14 protein-coding genes and 3 tRNA genes are annotated in these 21,832 nt (G+C 57.8%); 9 read left to right on the forward strand and 8 right to left on the reverse strand.

All coding sequences use genetic code 11. From position 1 onward, the window contains the following. Nucleotides 1-924 (forward strand): DUF3616 domain-containing protein, encoded by a 924-nt coding sequence (locus tag PL263_RS09145; protein WP_278212723.1) that lies wholly within the window; start codon nucleotides 1-3, stop codon nucleotides 922-924. 34 nt (nucleotides 925-958) lie between these two features. After that, nucleotides 959-1,504: a hypothetical protein gene (locus PL263_RS09150; RefSeq protein ID WP_278212724.1), complete on the forward strand. Its 546-nt coding sequence runs from the start codon at nucleotides 959-961 to the stop codon at nucleotides 1,502-1,504. Nucleotides 1,505-1,597: 93 nt separating this feature from the next. On the opposite strand, the gene PL263_RS09155 is transcribed toward PL263_RS09150, so the two are convergent. The 3 genes from PL263_RS09155 to PL263_RS09165 are packed head-to-tail and all read right to left on the reverse strand — an operon-like array spanning nucleotide 1,598 to nucleotide 7,298. Further along, nucleotides 1,598-4,858, reverse strand: a complete 3,261-nt coding sequence (locus PL263_RS09155; protein ID WP_278212725.1) for an efflux RND transporter permease subunit — start codon at nucleotides 4,856-4,858, stop codon at nucleotides 1,598-1,600. After that, on the reverse strand, nucleotides 4,855-5,952 hold the full coding sequence (locus tag PL263_RS09160) for an efflux RND transporter periplasmic adaptor subunit (protein ID WP_278212726.1): 1,098 nt from the start codon (nucleotides 5,950-5,952) through the stop codon (nucleotides 4,855-4,857). The genes PL263_RS09155 and PL263_RS09160 overlap by 4 nt, the downstream gene beginning before the upstream one ends. Before the next feature lie 20 nt (nucleotides 5,953-5,972). Then, a complete protein-coding gene (locus PL263_RS09165; protein ID WP_278212727.1) occupies nucleotides 5,973-7,298 on the reverse strand; it encodes a TolC family protein in 1,326 nt (441 codons plus the stop codon). Between the two features lie 234 nt (nucleotides 7,299-7,532). Here PL263_RS09165 and PL263_RS09170 point away from each other — a divergent pair, with 234 nt between their 5' ends. From PL263_RS09170 to PL263_RS09185, 4 genes are all read left to right on the forward strand, one after another. Further along, nucleotides 7,533-8,060, forward strand: coding sequence for a hypothetical protein (locus PL263_RS09170; protein WP_278212728.1), 528 nt, complete (start codon nucleotides 7,533-7,535; stop codon nucleotides 8,058-8,060). Between the two features lie 50 nt (nucleotides 8,061-8,110). Further along, nucleotides 8,111-8,186: transfer RNA gene (locus tag PL263_RS09175), tRNA-Gly, on the forward strand. Nucleotides 8,187-8,234: 48 nt separating this feature from the next. Next, nucleotides 8,235-8,308, forward strand: a tRNA-Cys gene (locus PL263_RS09180). 9 nt (nucleotides 8,309-8,317) lie between these two features. Continuing rightward, a tRNA-Gly gene (locus PL263_RS09185) sits at nucleotides 8,318-8,393 on the forward strand. Nucleotides 8,394-8,555: 162 nt separating this feature from the next. Here PL263_RS09185 and PL263_RS09190 read toward each other — a convergent pair. The 3 genes from PL263_RS09190 to PL263_RS09200 form a co-directional block, all read right to left on the reverse strand. Then, a complete protein-coding gene (locus tag PL263_RS09190; protein ID WP_278212729.1) occupies nucleotides 8,556-12,467 on the reverse strand; it encodes an FAD/FMN-binding oxidoreductase in 3,912 nt (1,303 codons plus the stop codon). A gap of 198 nt (nucleotides 12,468-12,665) precedes the next feature. Then, nucleotides 12,666-13,913, reverse strand: a complete 1,248-nt coding sequence (locus PL263_RS09195) for an autotransporter outer membrane beta-barrel domain-containing protein (protein ID WP_278212730.1) — start codon at nucleotides 13,911-13,913, stop codon at nucleotides 12,666-12,668. Between the two features lie 144 nt (nucleotides 13,914-14,057). After that, complete coding sequence (locus PL263_RS09200; RefSeq protein WP_278212731.1) at nucleotides 14,058-15,758, reverse strand: serine/threonine-protein kinase; 1,701 nt, start codon at nucleotides 15,756-15,758, stop codon at nucleotides 14,058-14,060. Nucleotides 15,759-15,863: 105 nt separating this feature from the next. On the opposite strand from PL263_RS09200, the gene PL263_RS09205 reads away from it, so the two are divergent. Together PL263_RS09205 and PL263_RS09210 are read left to right on the forward strand one after the other, a co-directional pair. Continuing rightward, nucleotides 15,864-16,682 carry an alpha/beta hydrolase gene (locus PL263_RS09205; protein ID WP_278212732.1) on the forward strand — a complete coding sequence of 273 codons (819 nt, stop codon included), beginning with the start codon at nucleotides 15,864-15,866 and terminating at the stop codon, nucleotides 16,680-16,682. A 71-nt stretch (nucleotides 16,683-16,753) separates the two neighbouring features. Beyond that, nucleotides 16,754-19,006 (forward strand): caspase family protein, encoded by a 2,253-nt coding sequence (locus PL263_RS09210; protein WP_278212733.1) that lies wholly within the window; start codon nucleotides 16,754-16,756, stop codon nucleotides 19,004-19,006. Nucleotides 19,007-19,060: 54 nt separating this feature from the next. Here the strand turns inward: PL263_RS09210 and PL263_RS09215 are convergent, their stop codons facing one another. Next, entirely contained in the window at nucleotides 19,061-20,428 is a 1,368-nt protein-coding gene (locus PL263_RS09215; protein ID WP_278212734.1) for a hypothetical protein, read from the reverse strand. 278 nt (nucleotides 20,429-20,706) lie between these two features. On the opposite strand from PL263_RS09215, the gene PL263_RS09220 reads away from it, so the two are divergent. Continuing rightward, complete coding sequence (locus PL263_RS09220) at nucleotides 20,707-20,907, forward strand: hypothetical protein (protein WP_278212735.1); 201 nt, start codon at nucleotides 20,707-20,709, stop codon at nucleotides 20,905-20,907. Here PL263_RS09220 and PL263_RS09225 read toward each other — a convergent pair. Next, a complete protein-coding gene (locus PL263_RS09225) occupies nucleotides 20,904-21,791 on the reverse strand; it encodes a DMT family transporter (RefSeq protein WP_278212736.1) in 888 nt (295 codons plus the stop codon). The genes PL263_RS09220 and PL263_RS09225 overlap by 4 nt on opposite strands. Between the last annotated feature and the right edge of the window lie 41 nt (nucleotides 21,792-21,832).

Below are 21,832 nucleotides of genomic sequence, written 5' to 3' on the forward strand. Positions count from 1 at the left end.
ATGGACCCAAAACGTTATCGCGGCTGTACCAACGTTTCCGGCGCTGTTGCCATCGACGCCAACCATTTCGTCGTCGCCGACGATGAAGACAACCTGCTCGGCGTGTTCGACAGCGGCCATGAACAAGTCTTACCGCCCCGCATCGCGTTGTCTGAATTGTTTGCCGGCGAAATCGAAGACGGCAAAGGCTGCGAAATCGATTTGGAAGGCGCCGCCGCGATCGGCGACGTTTATTTCTGGATCGGATCGCACAGCACCAACAAAGACGGCGAACGCCGCCCCAGCCGCCACCGCCTGCTCGCACTGCAAATCCAGCGCAACGCCGTCGGCGAATTCAGCGGACAGCGTTATGGGCAAATTTATCGGACCTTGATCGACGACCTGATCCTGGACCGCCGGTTTAAACCCTATCGGTTGGATAAGGCAGTCGGCATCGCGCCGAAAGCCTTGGGCGGTCTTAGTATCGAAGGCTTGGCGGCGACGCCGGAGCAAAGTTTGCTGATCGGTTTCCGCAATCCGCTGGCCGGCGGCACCGAGAAAAACGGCAGCTTACAAGACGGCAAGGCCCTGATCGTGCCGCTGCTGAATCCGCGAAACCTTCTGCAAGGCCAAGCCGCAAAATTCGGCGACCCGATCGAACTGGACCTCGGCGGCTACGGCATCCGCGACATCGCCCGGCGCCAAGACAACGAATACCTGATCGTCGCCGGGCCTTACCATGCCAACGAAGACCGGCGCGAGAAACACCGACTGTATCTGTGGCACAGCAACCACCGAACCCCTAAGCTCAAACGCTTGGACGCCGACCTTGGCGACTTGAATATCGAAGCCGCATTCTTATTTCCGGGACAAACAGATCGGGTGGAATTATTGAGCGACGATGGCGATACGAAGGGGTTTCAGTGCGTTTCGGTGAGACTTTGACAGATGAATCAAACCTTATCAGGAGCATGCCCTCATGAAAGTTACGCTTGATCACAACTGCATCATTAATCTTGAGCGCCGCACAGATATCGGTGCGCGCATTAAGACAGTACTTGACGATCCTTCCAACGAGTGCTTTATCGTGAACGTGGGTGCGTCTGAAATGAGAGAAAGAGGAGTGCGGCCCGACCGATATGATCTGTTTGAAGATCTGCTAAAGATTGCAGGAATTGGTCATCTGCCAAGACTTAACCCAATGGCCATCTACAATGTTACTTTTTACGATAGCTGTGTCTTTTGTGATGACGACACAATCAAACTCGCGGAAGACATTGAAAACGCCCTTTTCGGGAGTTCGGAACCTATCGTGATTGACAACGAAACTATCGATTCACCCATTTGGAGAAAATGGCTGAATCGCACCTGTGACGTTCTTTCGTTGTGGTGCCATATTCAGAACGGCAACGATTTGTTTCTAACCACCGATGGTAATTTCACTAAGGAAACGAAGTTGCCGAAGTTAATCGCGTTGGGTGCGAAGAGAATTTGCCACCCAAGAGACCTATCAGGGCTGTGTTGAGTGCGGTGGAAATGAGCAAAAATGGCGTTGAAGCCAGGTCTCGCATATTCAACCCAACCCACTAAATCCTAATTTGCCCAACACCATTCAAGCTCACTCCTCCTCAGCGACTATCTTGGGCATATTCCGATTAATCAAAAAATACACCAACGGAATCACCACCAACGAAAACAAGGTGGAAGCGATGATGCCGAAGATAAAACTCCAAGCCAGGCCGGAGAAGATCGGGTCCAACACGATCATCATCGAACCGAGTACCGCCGAGGCGGCGGTCAGAAAGATCGGGTTCAGACGGGTGGCGCCGGCTTCGACGATGGCGTCGGCCAGCGAAATCTCCGGGTTGCCGCGGTAGATATTCTCGATGAAGTCGATCAGGATGATCGAGTTGCGCACGACGATGCCGGCCAGCGCGATCATGCCGATCATCGCCGTGGCCGTGAAATAGATCGGGCTGGCGTATTCTCCAACGTCGCCGGCGAACAGATTGATCAGCCAGAAGCCGGGCATGATGCCGATTACGGTCAGCGGAATCGCGATCATCATGATCAGCGGCACACCCAACGAGCCGGTCTGGCCGACCAGCAGGATATAGATCATCACCATCGCCGCGGCAAAAGCCAAGCCCAGGTCGCGGAACACGTCGACGGTGATTTTCCATTCGCCCTCGCCGGCCATTTCGGCTTTATAACCGGCCGGTAGTGGTTTGGCTTCGAACACGTTGAACAAATCCAGAATCGCCTCGACCGGACTGCGGCCGGCCATTTCCGCAGTGACGTAAGCCACGCGTTGCAGGTTCTTGTGGTAAATGGCCTTTTGCCCGCTCTGGCGCTCGAACCGGCCCAACTCGCTCAGATGCACCAATACGCCGTTGGCGGTTTTGACCGACAAGGCCAGCAGATCGGCTTCGGCCGAACGCGCGGCGCGGGGCAATTGCAGCCGGATGGCCAGCGGTTGCCGCTCGTTTTCGGTATGCAATAACCCGACATCGGCGCCGGCCAGCGCCAACTGCAAGGTTTGGGCGATTTGCGCGGTGGTCACGCCCAACGCGGCCGCCTTGTCGTGTTCGACCAGAAACTGCCATTTGTCGTAATCGGCTTCGACGAAATCGTCGACGTCGACCACACCCTCGGTTTGCTGCATGTCCGCCCGCACCCGGTTGGCGACATTGATGATATCGGCATAATCGGCTTGCGGCGGGCCGTAGACTTCGGCGACGACGGTGGAAAGCACCGGCGGCCCCGGCGGCATTTCCACGATCTTGATGTTGGCGCCGAATTGTTTTTCGATGCGGTCGATCTCCGGCCGCATCCGCAGCGCGATTTCGTGCGAGCCTTGCTCGCGGCGGGTTTTATCGGCCAGGACGATGCGGATGTCGCCGACATTGGCGCCCTGGCGCAAATAGTAATGGCGGACCATGCCGTTGAAATCCATCGGCGACGACAGACCGACATAGCTTTGGTAGCTACTGATTTCGTTGACCGTCGCCAGATAGCGGCCCAGCTCCGCGGCAACGCGGTCGGTGGCCTCCAGCGACGAACCCTTGGGCATGTCGATGACCAGTTGCAGCTCGTTTTTGTTGTCGAACGGCAGTAGCTTCAACGGCACCACCCGGGTCACCGCCATCAAGGCCGACAACACGAAGGCCACGATCACCGCCGCCAAAAACCACCAAGCTTTGGCTTTGTCCGCCAGCAGCGGTGCCAGGATCGATTGGTAAATCCTGAATCCCCGGCTTTGTTTCAAATCGAATGCCGGGCCGTGGTCTTTGCCGTAATCGCCCTTCAACAAGCGGTAACTGGCCCAGGGCGTAACGCTGAAGGCAATCACCAGCGACAACAGCATCGCGATCGGCACGTTAAACGCCATCGGCGCCATGTACGGCCCCATCATGCCGGTGATGAAAAACATCGGCACGAAGGACATGATCACCGCAAACGTCGCCAATATGGTCGGCGGCCTGATCTCGTCGACCGCGCTGAGCAAGGCTTGCAACGGCGGTTCTTTGCGCAGCTTGTAATGGCGGTGAATGTTTTCGACGTCGACGATAGGGTCGTCCACCAACAAACCCAACGATAAGATCAAGGCAAACAAGGTCACCCGATTGATCGTGTAACCGAAGATCAGATCGCATAGCAGCGTGATCGCAAACGTCATCGGCACCGCCAGCGATACGATCAGCGATTCCTTAAAACCGAGCGACAAGGCCAGCAACACGATGATGGTCAAAATGGCGATGCCCAGATGCATGACCAGTTCGTTAACCTTATGGTCGGCGGTTTCGCCGTAGTTGCGAGTCACGGTCAGTAACACGTCGTCCGGAATCAAGGAGCCTTTCAGCTCTTCGGTCAGCGCCAGCACTTGTTCGGCCACGCTGACGGCGTTGGCGCCGCGGCGTTTGGCGATGGCAATGGTCGCCAACGGCCGCTCCTCGCCGGCCTGCGGCAAGCGACCGGGCTCGCCGAGCGTGTGCATCTGCGCCACGGCCGGGCCGAAGCCGATGCGGGTGTAGTAATCAGTGTCGGCCGGTCCGTCGATCACTTCAGCCACGTCGCGCAAATGCAGCAAGCGGCCGTTGCCGCCGGCCACCACGGTATTACCGACCTGCTCCGCGCTTTGGTAGTAGGGTCCGGCTTCCAAGACGATTTCGCGGTCGTTGGCGGTGGTTTGGCCAACCTGCAGATTCAGGTTGTTCTGCTGCAACGCGCGTTGCACATCGGCCAGGCCGATACCGCCGGCCTGCAATTTGGCCGGATCGGGATAAACCGAAATCCGCCGCGGCGCAGCGCCGACCACCCAGCTTTTGCCGACGTTATCTACTGCCCGCAAGCGCTCGATCAGTTCGTCGGCGATACGGCGCAAGCCCATTTCGTCGACGTTGGTGTTCTGCGGCGACAGGCTCAGCAATAAAATGGGTACGTCGTCGATTTCCACCGGCTTGACCAGCCAATCGCTGACGCCGGGCGGAATGATGTCCTGGTTGGCCAGCAATTTATCCCGGGTCTTGATCAGACTGTTTTCCAGGTTCTCGCCGACGTAATAGCGCACCGTGACCACCGCCTGACCGGGCCGCGATACCGAATAGACGTATTCCACACCCTGAATCTGGCGCAGCAACACTTCCAGCGGCGTCGTGATCTGCTTTTCGACTTCGTCGGCCGAAGCGCCTGGAGCCTGCACGAACACGTCCATCACCGGCACCACGATTTGCGGGTCTTCCTCGCGCGGTGTCAACATCAGCGCCGCGGCGCCGGCCAACAACGAGATCAGCAAAAACAGCAAAGACAGGTGCGACGTGGTGAACAACCGGACGATGGCAACCGTCAGGCTGTCTTTTTTGGTTGCGTTGGAATTCATTGCCCGAGCTCGCCTTGCAACAAGATGGTTTCGCCGTCCCGCAGACCGGACAGCACTTCCAATTGATCGCCGTAACGTTTGCCGCTACGAATATGCCGCATCTGCCATTGCCCGCCTTCGACCACGCGCACGGCCTGCAATTGGCCGTATCGAACGATGGCGCTGGCCGGCACCAGCATCACGGTTTGCGGCCCCTGGCAGCTCGTTTCCAGCCAGGCGAACTGGCCGTGTTGCAGGCCCGATGTTTTCGGCAAATTGACTTTGACTGGTTGGGTCAGGGTTTGCGGATCGATTTCCGGGCCGATTTCGTCTATCGTGCCCGACAACGTCTGCCGCAACGCGTCGATTCTGACCGATACCGTCGCGCCCAGTTCAAGCTGGGCGGCGCATTGACTGGCTATCGCCGCTTCCAGCCGCAAATCGTCGGGTTGGTGAAAACTGAGCAAAGGCTGGTTCGGCGCGGCCATGTCGCCCGGCTCCTGGAAGCGTTCGCCGACCACGCCGTCGAAAGGCGCATACAAAATATTCTCGCCGAGCATGACTTTGCTCTGCTGCGCGGCGCTGGCTGCCTGATTTGCCATGGCCCGCGCCGCTTTAGCCTGAGCCATGACCGCGTCGTAGTTTTGCCGGGTGGCAGCCTGTTTTTGGTACAGATCGACGATACGTTTCTCGTCGGCGCCGGCTTGCGCCGCCTGGGCTTGGGCCGCGGCGTAGGCGGCATTGGCGGCATTGTAGGCGGCCTGCAAGTCGCGGTCGTCCAATTTGGCGAGCAATTGGCCCTTTTTCAAACGGTCGCCGGGATGGGCCGGCATTTCCAGGATTCTGGCATTCAGCTTAGGCGCAATTTTTATCGCCAGCCGGGAACGCACGGTACCCTGCCACACCGAAGTGCCGGCGGCCGCCTGGCTGGTCACGCGCACTGTCGGTGCATCGGCGGGAACGCTGCGGGGCGCTACCGCGGTAGTACCGGGCTCAATCTTGCTTGCGCCGCCCAAAACACCAAGCGCCAGCAGAATGACCAATAACAAGCCGCCGATCGCCGCCACCGGCATCAGCCACTTCGGTTTGTCGGAAAGAGAAAGATGTTGGGCCATGTGGGTATGCCTGCGAGGGTTTATTGCCAAAAGCCGAGGGCTTGTTTCAGGTCCGCTTCGGCGCGCAAGGCATCGTAGCGGGCGCCGATTTGCCGGTTGCGCGCCCGATCTCGGGCGACTTCAGCCTCCAGGTAGCGGGTGACGGTGACGACGCCGGCCCGGCGTTGCTCGTTGACCAAACGCAACGCTTCCTCGGCGGCGCGCACCGCGACATCGCTAACCTCAGCCCGGTTTAAAGCCTGCTGCAAGCCAAGCTGCGCAGACTTGAGCTGGTTTTCGATGCGCAACCGGGTCTGCCTGACGGTTTCTTGGGCGGCGGTCAGTTCGTGCTCGGCCTTACGGACTTTTTCCTGGGTAGCGAATCCGGAAAACACGTCCACTTCGACCATGACGCCGGCGCTGACGTTGTCGCGGTTGCTGCTGAACGCCAAGTCCTTGCTGTCCGAACCGTAACTGACATAGGCATCGGCGCGCGGTAAATGCGCCGCTTTGGCGGCCGCCAATTGCTGTTCGGCGATAGCGGCGCGTTTCTCGGCGTTTTTCAACTCGGGGTGTTGCGCCAGCGCTTGGTTCAGCAACTCGTCGAAACCGGCAGGGCTGCCCGGCAGGTCGGGTTGCACATTGCCGGCGAAATCGAATGCCTCGTTGACGTTCAAGCCCAAAAGGGTCTTTAACAGACTCTGCGCCAGTTCGATGGCATGCGCCGACTGGAGTTCGGCGTCTCTAGCCTCGGCAAGTTGCGTTTCCAACGACAGCACATCGGATTTCAGCACCACGCCGGCGTCGTATTGAATCTTGGATTGATTCAATTCGCTCTGCACCGCTTCAATTGCGCGGTTATTGACTTGGTGCGCTTCGATCGCCGCCAAACCGCCGTAATACGCCGCGGTGACGTTGTTCACCAACCGATTGCGGGTGGCGGCCCTTTCCAGTTCGGAACTTTCCACGCCAAGTTGTGCGGCCTGGCTCAAATAGTAATCCTGGCCGCCGCGGAACAGCGAGTAAGTCGCCGTGACTTGCGGCCGGTAATTGTCGACACCGCCCGGATGATTAAAATCGCCGCCGTTCAGATTCAAACGCCGCTGCGCAATAATCATCGAGAATGCCATCGCTGGATTATCGCTGTGCTGGTAGGACAAACTGGTTTTGATTTGCGGATAGAAACTGGCGAGCGCCTGCCCCAACTGGGCGTCGGCTTGCTCGATCCGCTCCTGCATGATGTGCAGTTCCGGATTGTTGGCCAACGCCTGCTCCACGGCTTGCTCCAGCGTGTAAGTACCGGCAGCCCAGGCAACCGGTCCGATTAGACTTAGCGTGACCGCAAGCGGTACAACGGCATGTTTCACAATCATTCGCATAGCACTGCCAAATGTTAGTAATTAAGTATTTCCTAATATTATAGGCCAAATCTTTTCTTTGCTGGCTTTTTTATTCGTGTAAATCCGATATTGCCGCTATTCCAGTTAAGATAGTCTCTAAGCCTTAGAAATGAATGCTTGAAATGTTTGGTCATCATGGTAACTTTAGGCACTCACCCAATAACCTTCCATAATAATAATTAGCTTGAGAGGATACAGCGCATGAGCCTTGACGAAAACACCAACGAAACCGCAAATCAAGCCGAGGAGCCGAATCAGGCCGCCGCCGCGCCTGCTGCTGCTCCTGCCGCCGCTGCCGGAAATGCCTTGGCCGGTTTTTTAGCTTTGAAGGAATCCAATCCTAAAGTATTTTACGGCGCGATCGGCGGCGCCGCAGTGGTTCTGCTTGCCCTAGTATTTAGCGGCGGCTCCGACCCGAAACTGCCGGTCCATCAACAAAAACCGCTGGTCTCTGGCCAAAATTATGTGCTGAAAAGCCCCAACACCTACGATCCAAACGCAACTGTCAGATTGGTTTCGGTTCCGGGTTCGTTGGCTGCCTACGACGATACCGAGGAAAACGATCGCGATGGCGCCTGCAAACATATGCCAATGAATACACCGGTCAAATTGACCCAAATCCAAAACGATCCGTCCGACAAAAACCTGGTGTGGGCCGAAGTCGAAATATCCGCCAGCGGAGAATGCCAAGGCCGGCGCGCTTGGACGTCTTCAATCAACCTGCAATAAGTGTTGACACAAAAAATTTAGCTTTTATAATAGGCAGGATAGTTAGCCAAGCGGGAATAGCTCAGTTGGTAGAGCACGACCTTGCCAAGGTCGGGGTCGCGAGTTCGAGTCTCGTTTCCCGCTCCAAATTCGATAAGCCGCGGCAAAACGCGGCTTTTTTGTTTGACCGATTAAGGCTGCGTAGCAAAGTGGTTATGCAGCGGCCTGCAAAGCCGTATACACCGGTTCGATTCCGGTCGCAGCCTCCATATAGACATGCGGGAATAGCTCAGTTGGTAGAGCACGACCTTGCCAAGGTCGGGGTCGCGAGTTCGAGTCTCGTTTCCCGCTCCAAATTCATAAAAAGCCGCGAATATCGCGGCTTTTTTGTGCCCGTCAGAAGCCCGCTCACGCTCCATCTTGGGAGCCGACCGGGAGAAAGTGGCTCAAGTAAACCAACCTCCTCCGGTCCACCCCCGACAGCGCTACTTGCTCAGCGGGCGACAAGCATCACCATCAGACCAACACCCGCTCGACGCCGCCCTGAGTCACCCGTTCGACATATTCCGGCATCCAGTTGTCGCCAAGCACGTGCTTGGCGATTTCGACGACGATGTAATCGACTTCCAAGGTTTCCACCTCATCTTGAAAACGCTGCAAGCCCTGCATGCAGGATGGGCACGAGGTCAACATTTTTACCGGCCCGGCATAACCGTCGCCGCGTAATTTGCTGGCATCCTTTTGCAGTTCTTCGGCCTTGCGGAAACGAATCTGCGTCGAGATGTCCGGCCGCGCCACCGCCAGCGTGCCGGACTCGCCGCAGCAACGTTCTGACTTGCTGACCGGCGCCCCCAACAACTGATTTACTACTTTAACTCCATCTTGTTGCTTGAACGGACTGTGGCAAGGATCGTGATAAAGGTAACGCTGGCCATTCACGCCATCCAATTTCACGCCTTTTTCCAACAAATATTCGTGAATATCGATCAAGCGGCAACCGGGGAAAATCTTGTCGAATTCGTAATCCTGCAATTGATCCTGGCAGGTACCGCAACTGACCACGACAGTCTTGATATCCAGATAATTCAAGGTGTTCGCCACTCGGTGAAACAACACCCGGTTATCGGTGGTTATCTTCTGCGCCTTGTCGAATTGGCCGCCCGCCCGTTGCGGATAACCACAACACAAATAACCCGGCGGCAACACCGTTTGCACGCCGATTTCGTAAAGCATCGCCTGCGTCGCCAGCCCGACTTGGGAAAACAAACGCTCGGAACCGCAACCCGGGAAATAAAACACGGCCTCTGAGTCGGCTTTGGTTTTCTCGTGGTTGCGGATGATCGGCACGATTTGGTTGTCCTCGATATCCAACAAAGCCCGCGCCGTTTTGTTCGGCAATTCGCCCGGCATTTTCCGGTTCATGAAATGAATCACCTGCTCCCGCACCGGCGGCTTGCCGACCGTCGCCGGCGGCTGCGCGATCTGCGCCCTGCCCCAATGCTGCAAAAAGCTATTGCCGATACGCTGCGCTTTGTAGGTCCAATCGATCATCGCCTTGCGCATGGCTTTGACGTTGCCCGGCTTGGACGCGGTCAAAAAGGCCAGCGCCATGGTCTTGGCCGGATTGAAACTTTGCTTGCCCATTTTGCGCAGCAGATTGCGCATATTCATCGAGACGTCGCCGAAGTCGATGTCAACCGGACACGGATTGAAACACTTATGGCAGACGGTGCAATGATCGGCGACGTCTTCGAATTCCTTCCAGTGGGTGATCGAAATGCCGCGCCGAGTCTGCTCCTCGTACAAGAAGGCCTCGATCAACAACGAGGTGGCCAGAATCTTGTTCCGCGGCGAATACAGCAAATTCGCCGGCGGCACATGAGTCGCGCAGACCGGTTTGCATTTGCCGCAACGCAGGCAATCCTTGACCGACTCCGAAATCGCACCGATATCGCTCTGCTGCATGATCAGCGACTCATAGCCCATCAGGCTGAACGAGGTGGTATAAGCCGAGCGCAAATCGGCACCCGGCATCAATTTACCGCGATTGAAGCGCCCTTCCGGATCGATCCGGTTTTTATAAGCATGAAAATCGGCCAGTTCGGCCTCGGTCAGGAACTCGTATTTGGTGATGCCGATGCCGTGCTCGCCGGAAATCGCCCCGCCCAACGCCCGCGCCAGCTCCATAATCCGCGCCACCGCCGCATTGGCTTCCTGCAACATTTCGTAATGGTCGGAATTGACCGGTAGATTGGTATGCACGTTGCCGTCGCCGGCATGCATATGCAAGGCCACGAACACGCGGCCACGCAGGATTTCCTTATGCAGGGCTTCGATGCGCTCGACGATAGGCCGAAAATTGTCGCCCTCGAAAATCTCGCGCAAACGCGGCAGCAGTTCCTGCTTCCAGGACACCCTGATGGAGTAATCCTGCAAGCGGTGAAACAAAGTCGGCTCTGCGGCGCGATTGCTTAACTCGCCAGCCTGAATCCCGTATTTGCCGAACTCGGCTTCCGCCTGGAGCAACGGCAAATCCAAATTGTCGTATAGCCAAGTCCAGCGCTGACGCACCATGGCTAGCGTTTCCAGCGCCTGAGCCCGGCGCTCGCCGAGCAATTCCCGCCAATCTACACCCTCTTCGTAAGCGCGCATCGGCAAATCGCCGGCCAAAAATTCGTTCAATGCCGCGCACAAGCGCAGCTTATTGTGCAGCGACAATTCGATGTTGATCCGCTCGATGCCATCGCAATAATCGCCCATCCGCGGCAACGGAATCACCACGTCTTCGTTGATTTTAAAGGCGTTGGTATGTTTGGCGATCGCCGCGGTCCGGGCCCGGTCCAGCCAGAATTTTTTGCGGGTCTCGGCCGACACGGCGATAAAGCCCTCCGCGCCACGGGAATTGCACAGACGCACCACTTCCGAAGCGGCCAGAGCCACCTGATTCTCGTCGTCGCCGACGATATCGCCGACCAATACCATCTTCGGCCGACCGTGGCGTTTGGCTTTAGTGGCGTAGCCCACCGCTTTGACATAACGCTCGTCCAGATGCTCCAGACCGGCCAGCATGACCCGTTGCGCGCCGTCTTTCGGCAGGCTTTCCAGATAGTCGCGAATCTCGACGATGGCCGGCACCGCTTCGCGCACCTGACCGAAAAACTCCAGGCAAAAGGTTCGGGTCACCGGCGGCATTTCATGCAGAATCCAGCGGGCCGAGGTGATGATGCCGTCGCAGCCTTCTTTCTGCACGCCGGGCAAACCGCCCAGAAACTTGTCGGTAACGTCTTTGCCCAACCCGGTTTTGCGGAAAAAACTGCCGGATATCTCCAGGCTCTCTTCGCCTAGCAATTGCTTGCCGCTGGCGTCGAACCGCTTCAACAGAAATGCAGCGGTTTCCTGCTCGTGAATCTTGCCCAGATTGTGGTTCAACCGCTCGATTTCCAGCCAATTGCCGTCCGGCGTCACCATGCGCCAGGAAGCCAGATTGTCCAGCGCGGTACCCCAGAGCACGGCTTTCTTGCCGCCGGCGTTCATCGCGATATTGCCGCCGATGCAGGAAGCATCGGCCGAGGTCGGATCGCAGGCGAACACCAAGCCGGCCTGCTCGGCGGCATCCATCACCCGCCGGGTGACAACGCCGGCGCCGGTATGGATCGTGGCGTAGGATTTATCGACGCCGGGCAATAAAGTCTGGCGCTCCACCTGGCCCATCGTCAGCAGCTTTTCGGTGTTGATTACTGCGGAATAGGCGTTCAGCGGCACCGCACCGCCGGTATAACCGGTACCGCCGCCGCGCGGAATGATGGTCAAACCCAGCTCGATACAGCCGCGCACCAAATGGCCGACCTCGTCTTCGGAACAGGGATACAACACAACGAACGGATACTCCACCCGCCAGTCAGTGGCGTCGGTGACATGGCTGACCCGGGCGAAGCCGTCGAAACTGATATTGTCTTTACGGGTGTATCGCGACAACAGCGTCATCACGCTGCGCCGCAATTGAGCGGTGCGTTCGAAGTGGGCATCGAATTCGTCTACCGCCTGATGCGCGGCGCGGATTAATTTGGCGACGCGCTCGGCCCGGTCGGGATTTTGGTTCTCGGCTTCGGCGTGTCTGGCTTGCATTTGCTGTAAACGATGACGCAGGGCTTGCAACAAAGCCCGCCGGCGTTTGGCATTGTCGAGCAGATCGTCTTCCAAATAGGGGTTGCGCCGCACCGCCCAGATATCGCCCAAGACTTCGTAAAGCATCCGGGCGGAACGGCCGGTAATCCGCTCCTCGCGCAAGGAATCCAAAATCGACCACATCTCTTCCCCCAGCAGGCGAATCACAATTTCGCGGTCGGAAAACGAGGTGTAGTTGTAGGGAATTTCCCGCACTCGAGCGGGAGCGGATTCAATCGAAGCGGGGAATAATGGAGAGGCCACAGGATTCGGCGAACATGAAGTCATAGTCCGCCGGATTTTAACACGGGCCGAAACCGAGCCGGCCGAAAAATCGCCGCGCAAACCGCGAGATATCTGGGGTTTATCCGGCCGCCGGCACTCTATAACACGGCCTAATCACCGCCAACGGACAACCGGGGCGCCGTCCAGAGACGCCCGACCGTCCCACTGGCCAAGAGCTTAAAACTCTAAACGACCGCCCAGCATCAAGCGGTTGCTTTCGACATGGCGGTAACTTTGCAATGTCTCGTAAGCCAGAAACGCAGACACACCACCGGGCAGCACCGTCGACACTTCGGCGCCGAAGGTGTAATAGTCCCGGGTAGGTGCGTCATTGACCAAACTAAAAGTGGAGCCGGAGCCGTCCGCAATGAAGCTGCCGGACACATTACGCCGGCCGTCGAGAAACTGGTGATGCCACTCGCCGCGCAATTGCGGAATCAAAACACCCCATGGAAAGCTGAAGGTATAAGCAGTTTGCACACCGACGGTAGAAATCAACGATTCGATATTCTGCTTGCCGAATCGAACCGCGGCCACACTGCCGGATTCGGCGTAGCCGTCGATGTTCAGAGCCGTGTATTCGCCGCGCGCATAAGGCGAAACGCTCAAAGCCTGATGGTGCCAGTCGTATCCGCCGCCCCAACTGAACGAATATTGGTCGGCGTTGGGCTTGGCCTTGGCCACCGAAGACACACCATTCAACGTGATATTACGGGTGGTTTCGAACTCATGGCCGCCGTAAGAAGCCGTGGCATCCAAATGCAAGGCCTCGGTCACGAAGTAAGAGATATAGAGCATACCGGTGTAACTGTCGCCCAGGGTTTCACCGCGGCCGGCGTTGAATGCGGCATTACTATGGCGGTAGTTGAAGACGGCGCCGCTGACCCAACTGTCGCTGATCCGGTAATCGACGCCAGCCATGAAATTATGGTTGTCGTACTTGAAACCACCATTGTTCAGCGCGGTATTGTCGTGGGCACCGAAGCCGCTATCGACCTTGGTCCAAAAATTCAACGGCGGGAAATCGGCGTCGCCGCTGCCTCCGCCCAATCTCGAGGTTTGATTGTTACTGTAATAGTCGTAAGGCACCGGATTGCGGCCGCCGTCCAGTCGGGTAATCGAGTTGCCCATACCCAGGACTTGGTCGGGCGTCAGGCTTTGGATATCGGAAAATCCCGCCTGACACACGGTTGGGGTGGGATCGTTCGAATCCGAATAAAAAGACGAACAATTGGACAAGGCCGTATCGACCGACTGTTGATTCGGATTCAGATTCTGCGAAAAACTCGGCACGGCACTGGTGGATGCCGACGATAATGTCATCACGGCCAAACTTATCGCCCTACAAAGCTGCAAGTGGACCGGTGGCCGGACCGAAGTCTCGGCGTCGACCGAGCGAACCGGCTTTAAATTGGGGTAATACATGATTCTCTCCTCAAAGATGTGTTTTTAATATCTTACACGCCGGCCCACATTCCGCAAAATCGAAAAAACTTAATTATTCTGCAAAATCATATAAATAGCCCAACCTATAAAACCGAATTGTCAACATAATCCGGTCGTTGCCTGTTAATTGAATCGAAGCTTTTCCTGCAGACTCAGCAAACCTTTGTGCCCCGGATTGACCTCCAAACCTTCCTGAACTTTCTTCAGGGCTTCGGAACGGTCGCTTTTCTCGTAAAACTCCCAGGCCTGTTGCTCCAGGGTATCGGCGATCTTGTTCAAGCCGGCGATCGCGGCCTTGTTGTACGGATCGATCTTCAACACTTCCTGATAGGCCCAGAAGGCGTTACTGCCGGTCGGAGCGGTCAGGTAGCCGACGTCGAAATGAATCTCGGCCAGCTCCAATAAATCCTTGATCTTTTGCAGTTGCTCCGCAGTCAGACTCGGCACTACTTTCGGCGGCTCGGCCACTGGCGTCTTCTCGGTCAAAGTCCAATACACGTTGACGCCGATCGAACACGCGATAATCAAGGCGCTGGCCCACAGGCCGTAGTAAACCGACGAACGCGGGCCGATAGAGGAAATGAACTCGTCGATGCTGGCGCTACGGTTTTCCTGCTTGAACGCCAGACCTTTTTGTAAGGCTTTCCACTGCCGCCGCGACAACTGCGGAATCGGCTTGGGCTGTAAATTCAGTTCCCTGGCCTTTTCGGCGGACAAGCGGCCGAACGGGTGTTTGCCCGCCAACAGCTCGTAAGTGATGCAGGCCAGCGCATAAATGTCGTCGCGCGGATCCGGCGCGCTATGTTGCAATTGCTCCAGACTGGCATAAGCCGGCGTCATCGCCCCCAAATCGCGAGCGTTGAACACGGTCGCGTCGTGACCGTCTTTCTCGCTCCGACCGATGGCGCAGGCGATACCGAAATCCAACACCCGGATCTCGCCTTCGTCGCTGACGAAGACGTTGCCGGGTTTGAAATCGGAATGGACGATGTTTTTTTTGTGCGCATGGCCCAAGGCTTCGGCCATGGCGCTGATAATCGGCCAGGCTTTTTTGAACGGCAGACCGGTTTCGACGTGGTCGCGGATCAAATGGCTCAAGGGCCGACCTTGCAGATACTCCATCGACATGAAGACATAAGCGCCGTCCCGGTCGAAGTCGTACACTTTAATGATATTGGGATGGGAAAGGGTTTGCGCCCGCTTGGTTTCGCGCTGCAGCCCGACCAAAGCCATCGGATTGAATTGAAAATCCTGGTTCAACACCTTCAACGCCACGAACGGGTCTTTGTCCGCCGCCTCGACTTTACGCAAGTCGGTCGCTTTGAACACCATGCCCATGCCGCCGACGCCGAGCAACTCTTCCAGTACAAAGCGGTTTTTCAAGGTACAGCCCACCGTCAACTCCGCTTGCGGTTGGTTCGGGTCCAGACCTTGTAACAGGGATTCGGTGGTCAAGGTCGGCGCCTGAGTTTGCACCAGGGTCGGCTCGGCAGCAATCGGCGCCGCCAAAGGCGCGGAGTCGACCGATGTGGCATCGTCGGCCGGCGCTGGCCGCAGCGCCAGTAAGGTTTCGTCGTCGCCGGCGACTGGCGGCGGCGAAACCGGCGCAACCGCCAAACGGGTCTCGTCCTGCAAAGCCGACTGCAACGCGAAATAACGCTCGGCCGCCAGGCCGCCACCGCGGTATGCCGCTTCCAAATGTTGCAACGCGGCCGCCACTTCCGCGGCCGATTGTCCTGCCGCAACGCGGGCCGCCGCCAATAACTCGTCGAATGAAATTTGCGATTGCCGGAACGCGTTTAATGCGCTATCAAATGCTGCCATGACCAACCCAAAACCAAATTGTCCAAGGATTTTAGCCGAAGACCTCGTTTTGTGTCGCTGCCGCTATCGGCAACCGCCCGATTCCGCCACAGCTACAGCTCAAATATGCTGAAACCACGCGTCGGACGTTATCTGTTGGCGGCAAGCCTTACGCTGGCGATATCGCTGGCGGGCTGCATTTCGCCGGTCGCCAAACTGCATCAACAAGCACGCGACCTGGATCTGGTCGCGTTGGATCTCGACGGCGGCAAATTTACGCTGCGCGGATTCCGGAATCGGCCGATACCGGCCACAGAACGTTTACACGTTTACCTGGAAGGCGACGGCCGGCCGTGGGAGCGCGGCCTGATTCCGGCCGCCGAACCGACCACGCGCGATTCGGCAGTCCTGCCGCTGATGGCCGGCGACCCGGCGCCCAGTCTGTATCTTGGCCGGCCCTGCTATAACGGCCGCACTGAAGACCCCGGCTGCAGCACGGAGTTGTGGACCGGCGGCCGTTACGGCGAATCCGTCGTTGCCAGCATGGCGCAGGCCTTGCTGAACTTCGCCGAGCAAAACGGATACCGCGAACTGGTATTGATCGGCCACAGCGGCGGCGGCACGCTGGCCCTGCTACTGGCGGAACGCTTGCCGCAAACGGTGGCCGTCATCACTTTGGCCGGCAATTACGACATCGACCGCTGGACCGATTACCACGGCTACCAGCGCTTGCAAAACTCGCTGAATCCGGCCATAAGGCCGGCGGGCCGCGTTCCAGAGTGGCACCTGCTCGGCGAGCGCGATACGACCATCCCGCCGGCACTGTTCGAGTCGGGCCTGCGCGCCCGCCCGCATGCCCATGTAATCCGGGTCGATGCCGACCATAGCCGCGGCTGGCAAGCGATCTGGCCGGAAATGTTGCGACGCTTGCCCAGCGCGAGATAAGCGCTATTGCGGCCCGGCGGTTTTCTGCTATCGTTGCCGGCCTAACCCTTCACAGCAAAAGGCGGCTCGTTATGGCTCAGAAGATGTATCAAAATCGTACGCTCGCGTTGGCGATCGGCAGCATACTCATGGCGGCTTGCGCCCGCGACGTCAGCCAGGAAGAAATGGCCAGGGCCACCGAAGGCTACATCGTGGCCGATACCAATAAACTGTTTGTGGTGGATTGCCTACTGCCCGGCCAAGTCCGCAAACTCGGTTCGCAAATGACCTACCTCAGCGCGCGCCGGCCGATTCGCACCACCGCGGCGGATTGCGAAGTCCGCGGCGGCGAATACGTGGCCTACGACCGCGCCAATTACGCCAGCGCATTGAACATCTGGCTGCCGAAAGCCCAGGAAGGCGACGCCGCCGCGCAATTGGCGGTCGGCGAAATTTTCGAAAAGGGCTTGGGCAGCCAAGCCGACTATAAAGCGGCCGCGCAGTGGTACGAAAAAGCCGCCCAGCAAGGCAACTCGCAAGCGCAATTGAACCTGGGCCATCTCTACGAAAAAGGCCTCGGCGTCGCGCCGGACAAGGAGGCGGCGTTACGCTGGTATCGCAAATCGGCCGGCCTAGAAGATGCCGGCATCCAATTCGCCCCGGCGGTAAACTCTCAGGAGCTGGAGACGCTGCGCAGCGAAGTCGCCGAGTCGCGCCGCGAAGCCGAGCAACTGCGCGAGCAATTGCAAGACACCCGCCAACAGACCCTGGACCAGCAGGAAAGTCTGCGTAAGGCCCAAAGCGAGCTGGAAGCGCTACGCAACAAACTGCAACAACAAAAATCGACTGCGCCGGGCAATTCCAGCGATATCGAACTGCTGGAAAAACAACTACGCGAGAAAGAGTCGCAACTCAAAGACCAACAAGCCAAGCTCGGTTCGTTGACCCAAACCTTGAGTCAGGAACGGCAACGCATGAAACGCGAGCTGGACGCGGCCCGGCAGGAAAATCCCGCGGCCAAAACCGCTGACAGCAAGGCCAACGAACTGGAAAACCGGCTGAACGAGAAGATCGAAACCTTCCAGAAACAATCGGCCGAACTGACCGGCTGGCTGACATCGCCGGACAAGCTCGACCGCAACCAGATCGACAGCCGCAAACTGGCGCTGCAACAACAAGCCAAGGAAATCGCCGCGCTGAAAGAAAAACTGGAACAATCGCGCAGCACCTTATTGGCATCCGGCTCCGGCCCGAATATCGAGCTGATCGAACCGGCCGTGACCGTTACCCGCGGCATTCCCAGCATCCAATTCGCCGTCGGCGAAAGTAGCAAACGCATTATCGGCAAAATCGACGCCAGTACCGGCCTCAACCGCTTATTACTGAACGACAAACCGGTCAAGGTCGACGCTAACGGCCGCTTCGAAACCGACGTCAGTCTACAAGGTGACGAAACCGTGGTGCGGATCAGCGCGACCGACAAACGCAACCAACGCAGCGACTTGAGCTTGCGCCTGCTCGCCGCCAGCAGCGGGATTAGCGCCGAACCGTTTCCGAGCAGCAACGGCAGCGGCAGCGACTTGAAACGCAGCGGCGACATCCAGTTCGGCAAGTTTTACGCCATCATCATCGGCAACAACGACTACGGCGCTTATCCGTCGCTGAAAACGCCGATGGCCGACGCGAAAAGTCTGGAATTGCTGCTGCGCGAGCGCTACGGCTTTAAAACCAAACTGCTGCTGAACGCCAACCGCCACGCGATCATGTCGGCGCTGAACGAGCTGAACCAAAAACTGACCGAGCAGGACAATCTGCTGATTTATTACGCCGGCCACGGCGAAATCGACAAGCGCAGCCAGACCGCCTACTGGCTGCCGGTCGATTCCGAGACCGGCAACAGCGCCAACTGGATCTCCAGCCAAAGCATCACCGAATTCCTGAGCATCATGCCAGCCAAACACATCATGGTAGTGGCCGACTCCTGTTATTCCGGCGCCTTGACCGGTTCCGCCGTGGCCAAACTGCCGGAGGGTATGGACGATGCCAAGCGCGAGCGCTGGTTGAAGGCGATGAACAGCCGCAAAGCTCGTACAGTGCTGACATCCGGTGGCGTCAAGCCGGTTATGGATCAGGGTGGTGGCGAGCACTCGGTGTTTGCCAATGCATTTTTGAAGGTGTTGCGCGGCAACAAACGGATTATCGAGGACTACGATATTTTCCGGGATGTTGCGAATCAGGTACAGGCGTCGGCGGCGCGCGGCGGCTTCGAACAAAAACCGCAATATGCGCCGTTGCAACATGCCGGGCATGAAGGCAGCCCGTTCTTTTTCGTACCGGAGGTCTGATCCTACCAGCGGGCCGGGCCGTAACGGCCCGGCGGGAAGGAATGGCTTAAACGCTTATTTCCATTTCGAAAACAAATCTTTCAGCTTGTCTTGCTTGGCTGCGGCCGGGATTGGCGCAGGTGCAGGTGCCGGAGGCGGCTCCGGAGCGGCTACTGGCGCCGGTTGCGGTTCTTCGGCAGGTTTGCTTTTACCGAACAGGCTTTTCAATTTGCTGGCTTTGGCCGGTGCCGGCGCAGCCACCTCGACTACCGGCTCGGCAACGACAACCGGCTGCTCCGGCACTGGCTCGGCGACCGGTTCCGCGGCCGGAACGGCAGCTTCCTCGACGGATTCGGCCACTTCCACGGTGGTTTGGGTACCCAGCTTCTGATCCAGTTTGGCCATCTGCTGCATGGTGTTGTTCAATAATTGCTTGAACTTACCGAAGCCGCCGCTTTTCTCGACCGCCTTATCGACCGACGCTTGTTTGCTCGGGGCGACGGTTGCGGCAGTTTCAGCCGGGGTGACCGGTGCCGGCGCCGCCGTAACCACCGGAGCCGAAGTTGGCTCTGGCATAGGTATCGGTTCGACCGGGGCGGCCACTTCAGGCGCCGAAACGGCAGCAATCTGCGGCTGGATAACAGCAGGGGTCGATTCCGGAATCGGCGCGACAATCGGCTGCGGCGCAACCGCGGCAGGGGCAGGCTGATTCACCGGATTATCCCGTTGGCCCACCTCGGTTTGATAGCGGCTGACGGTTTCGGCCAGGGCTTTTTCGGCGTTGGCCTGTTGGCGTTCGAACCGAATTTTCTGTTCTTCCAACGCCAACTCCAATTTGGCGACCTGCGCGGTTTGCTCTTCCACCTTACGCTGCAAGGGCTCCAGCAATGCGTCTTTCTCCGCCAACTTCGCAGTTTCGGCCCACAACGACAATTGCAGATCGGTCTTGCCTTTTTGCTCGGTTTGGAAACGTTCGACCGCCTGCTCGCTGATCGCCGCGTATCGGCTCCACAGATCGCCGCTATCGGCGTTGTTCGCCGCGGGCAAACTCGGCTCGGTCAATTCGAATTTGTTGGCCAAGGCCTTGATGCTGTCGATCAATTGCCGATTACCGGCGACCACTTTCTCCTCCAAGCCGGCAGCGCGTTGGGCGGACTCTTCGGCGGCGGTTTGTACCTCGGCCAATTGCTGAACGCTGGCGGCCAATTCGGCCTGGCTGCTTTGCAATTGCTGTTGTGCCGTTTCCAGATCGGACTGTAAGCCGAGACGCAGTTTCACCAGGGTGGCGTTGGCTTTTTTCAGAAAGTAAATGCGGATACTGTAAAAAATCGAAGTCAGCAACCAAACCGCAACGGCCACGGCTCCGGCATATTCCGGATTGGCAAGGGTTAATTGGTACCAATCCAACAATATGCTTTGAATCATCGGTAAATATGCGTCCATAGAAAATCCCGGCTAAATATAATTTTTATAATGAAGACCCGGGGCCCCACCCAAGGAACCCGGCACCTGCTCTTGAACCTAACGGTTCAGTATACCAGCTTGATTGCACGACGGAATTATCCGCCACCGCCGCCAAACTCGGCGGCCGTCCGTGCGACAAATCATAAGCCGAACGATGCGACCCGAGTTCCGGCAAACTCCCGCGCCGCTAACCGCGGATTAAGTCGGCCTTAAGCGGCCGCTTGCCAGACTAGCAGCCGAATCATCCAGGAGCCGATATGAAAGACTCGCAGAAAGGAATTACCCGCATTCGCACCGCGCCGTATCTGACCACCGACGGCAGTTTGCGCTTCTGCGTCAGCGCCCCGTTGCTTGAACCGCCGGTGGATTTCAAGGAATGGTACCGCCCGCGACAGCGTCCGGTTCGGTTCAGCCGCCAAAGCGTCGCCTTATCTCGCCGCACAGGCAGCCAACGCTAGCCAGGTATCCGCCGTTTGAGAAGACTGCGGGCCTGAAACCCGGTAGAGAGTGCGGTTCCGACCAGAATCACCGCCATTCCGAGGAGATGCCGCGGCGTGACCGTTTCGGCCAAGTACAACGCGCCCCACAGGGTCGCGAACATCGGATTCAGAAAAGTGACGGTCAACGCGGACGAGGCACCGATATCCCGAATCAATCGGTAATAGAGCGGAAAGGCGATGCCGGTGCAGACAATGCCCAGACCGGCGACAGCCGTGATGGATTCCACGGTCGGCAGTTGCTTTAACGGCCACAGAAACACCATCGGCAGCAGCAGCAACGCCGCCGCCCACAGGCTGCCATGAGCAGTGTCGAACGGCGCCAGCCTGGCTCTGGCCTTGGCGTAATTGGTGGCAATCCCGTACGAGAATGCGGCGGCCAGCGAACTGATGACCGGCAGCAAAAATTGGCCGGGGCTGACAGCCAGCAAGCCCCAGAACAACAGAGCCACCCCGGACAGCGCCATGAACATGCCGCAAATCCGTTTCCACGCCAGTTTCTCGATACCGAGCGTCAATCCGATCGCATAAGCCCAAATCGGCGCCGTTGCGTTCAACACCGACAATTGCGAGGTCGACAATGTCGCCGCCGCATAGGCAAACAAACTAAACGGCAGCGCGACATTGAAAAAACCCATCACCAGTAAATAGCGCCAGTTCCGCCACAGGCCACCCAGCCGTTTGCCAAACACGGCCAGTACCCATAAAAACAACGCTGCCGAGAACACCCGGCCTTCCGCGACATAGGCCAGCCCCAAAATCGGCGCGGATATCCGCATCAACAGAAAAGATCCGCCCCAAATCGCAGCCAGGAGCAGTAAACGTAACGCATCGGCAAAAGTCATATTCAGATTGTTAGCGGTTGGAAACCGGTTTATTGTCCCGC

Origin of the sequence: Methylomonas sp. EFPC3 (assembly GCF_029643245.1) — a bacterium.
Classification (GTDB): Bacteria; Pseudomonadota; Gammaproteobacteria; order Methylococcales; family Methylomonadaceae; genus Methylomonas; species Methylomonas koyamae_B.

What these genes read in the sequence shown, in the direction of transcription:
- PL263_RS09200 (WP_278212731.1), bottom strand. Translation starts at nt 15,758, where the DNA reads ATGGCAGCATTTGATAGCGCATTAAACGCGTTCCGGCAATCGCAAATT.
- PL263_RS09210 (WP_278212733.1), top strand. Translation starts at nt 16,754, where the DNA reads ATGGCTCAGAAGATGTATCAAAATCGTACGCTCGCGTTGGCGATCGGC.
- PL263_RS09220 (WP_278212735.1), top strand. Translation starts at nt 20,707, where the DNA reads ATGAAAGACTCGCAGAAAGGAATTACCCGCATTCGCACCGCGCCGTAT.
- PL263_RS09145 (WP_278212723.1), top strand. Translation starts at nt 1, where the DNA reads ATGGACCCAAAACGTTATCGCGGCTGTACCAACGTTTCCGGCGCTGTT.
- PL263_RS09215 (WP_278212734.1), bottom strand. Translation starts at nt 20,428, where the DNA reads ATGGACGCATATTTACCGATGATTCAAAGCATATTGTTGGATTGGTAC.
- PL263_RS09195 (WP_278212730.1), bottom strand. Translation starts at nt 13,913, where the DNA reads ATGTATTACCCCAATTTAAAGCCGGTTCGCTCGGTCGACGCCGAGACT.
- PL263_RS09170 (WP_278212728.1), top strand. Translation starts at nt 7,533, where the DNA reads ATGAGCCTTGACGAAAACACCAACGAAACCGCAAATCAAGCCGAGGAG.
- PL263_RS09155 (WP_278212725.1), bottom strand. Translation starts at nt 4,858, where the DNA reads ATGAATTCCAACGCAACCAAAAAAGACAGCCTGACGGTTGCCATCGTC.
- PL263_RS09205 (WP_278212732.1), top strand. Translation starts at nt 15,864, where the DNA reads ATGCTGAAACCACGCGTCGGACGTTATCTGTTGGCGGCAAGCCTTACG.
- PL263_RS09225 (WP_278212736.1), bottom strand. Translation starts at nt 21,791, where the DNA reads ATGACTTTTGCCGATGCGTTACGTTTACTGCTCCTGGCTGCGATTTGG.
- PL263_RS09150 (WP_278212724.1), top strand. Translation starts at nt 959, where the DNA reads ATGAAAGTTACGCTTGATCACAACTGCATCATTAATCTTGAGCGCCGC.
- PL263_RS09160 (WP_278212726.1), bottom strand. Translation starts at nt 5,952, where the DNA reads ATGGCCCAACATCTTTCTCTTTCCGACAAACCGAAGTGGCTGATGCCG.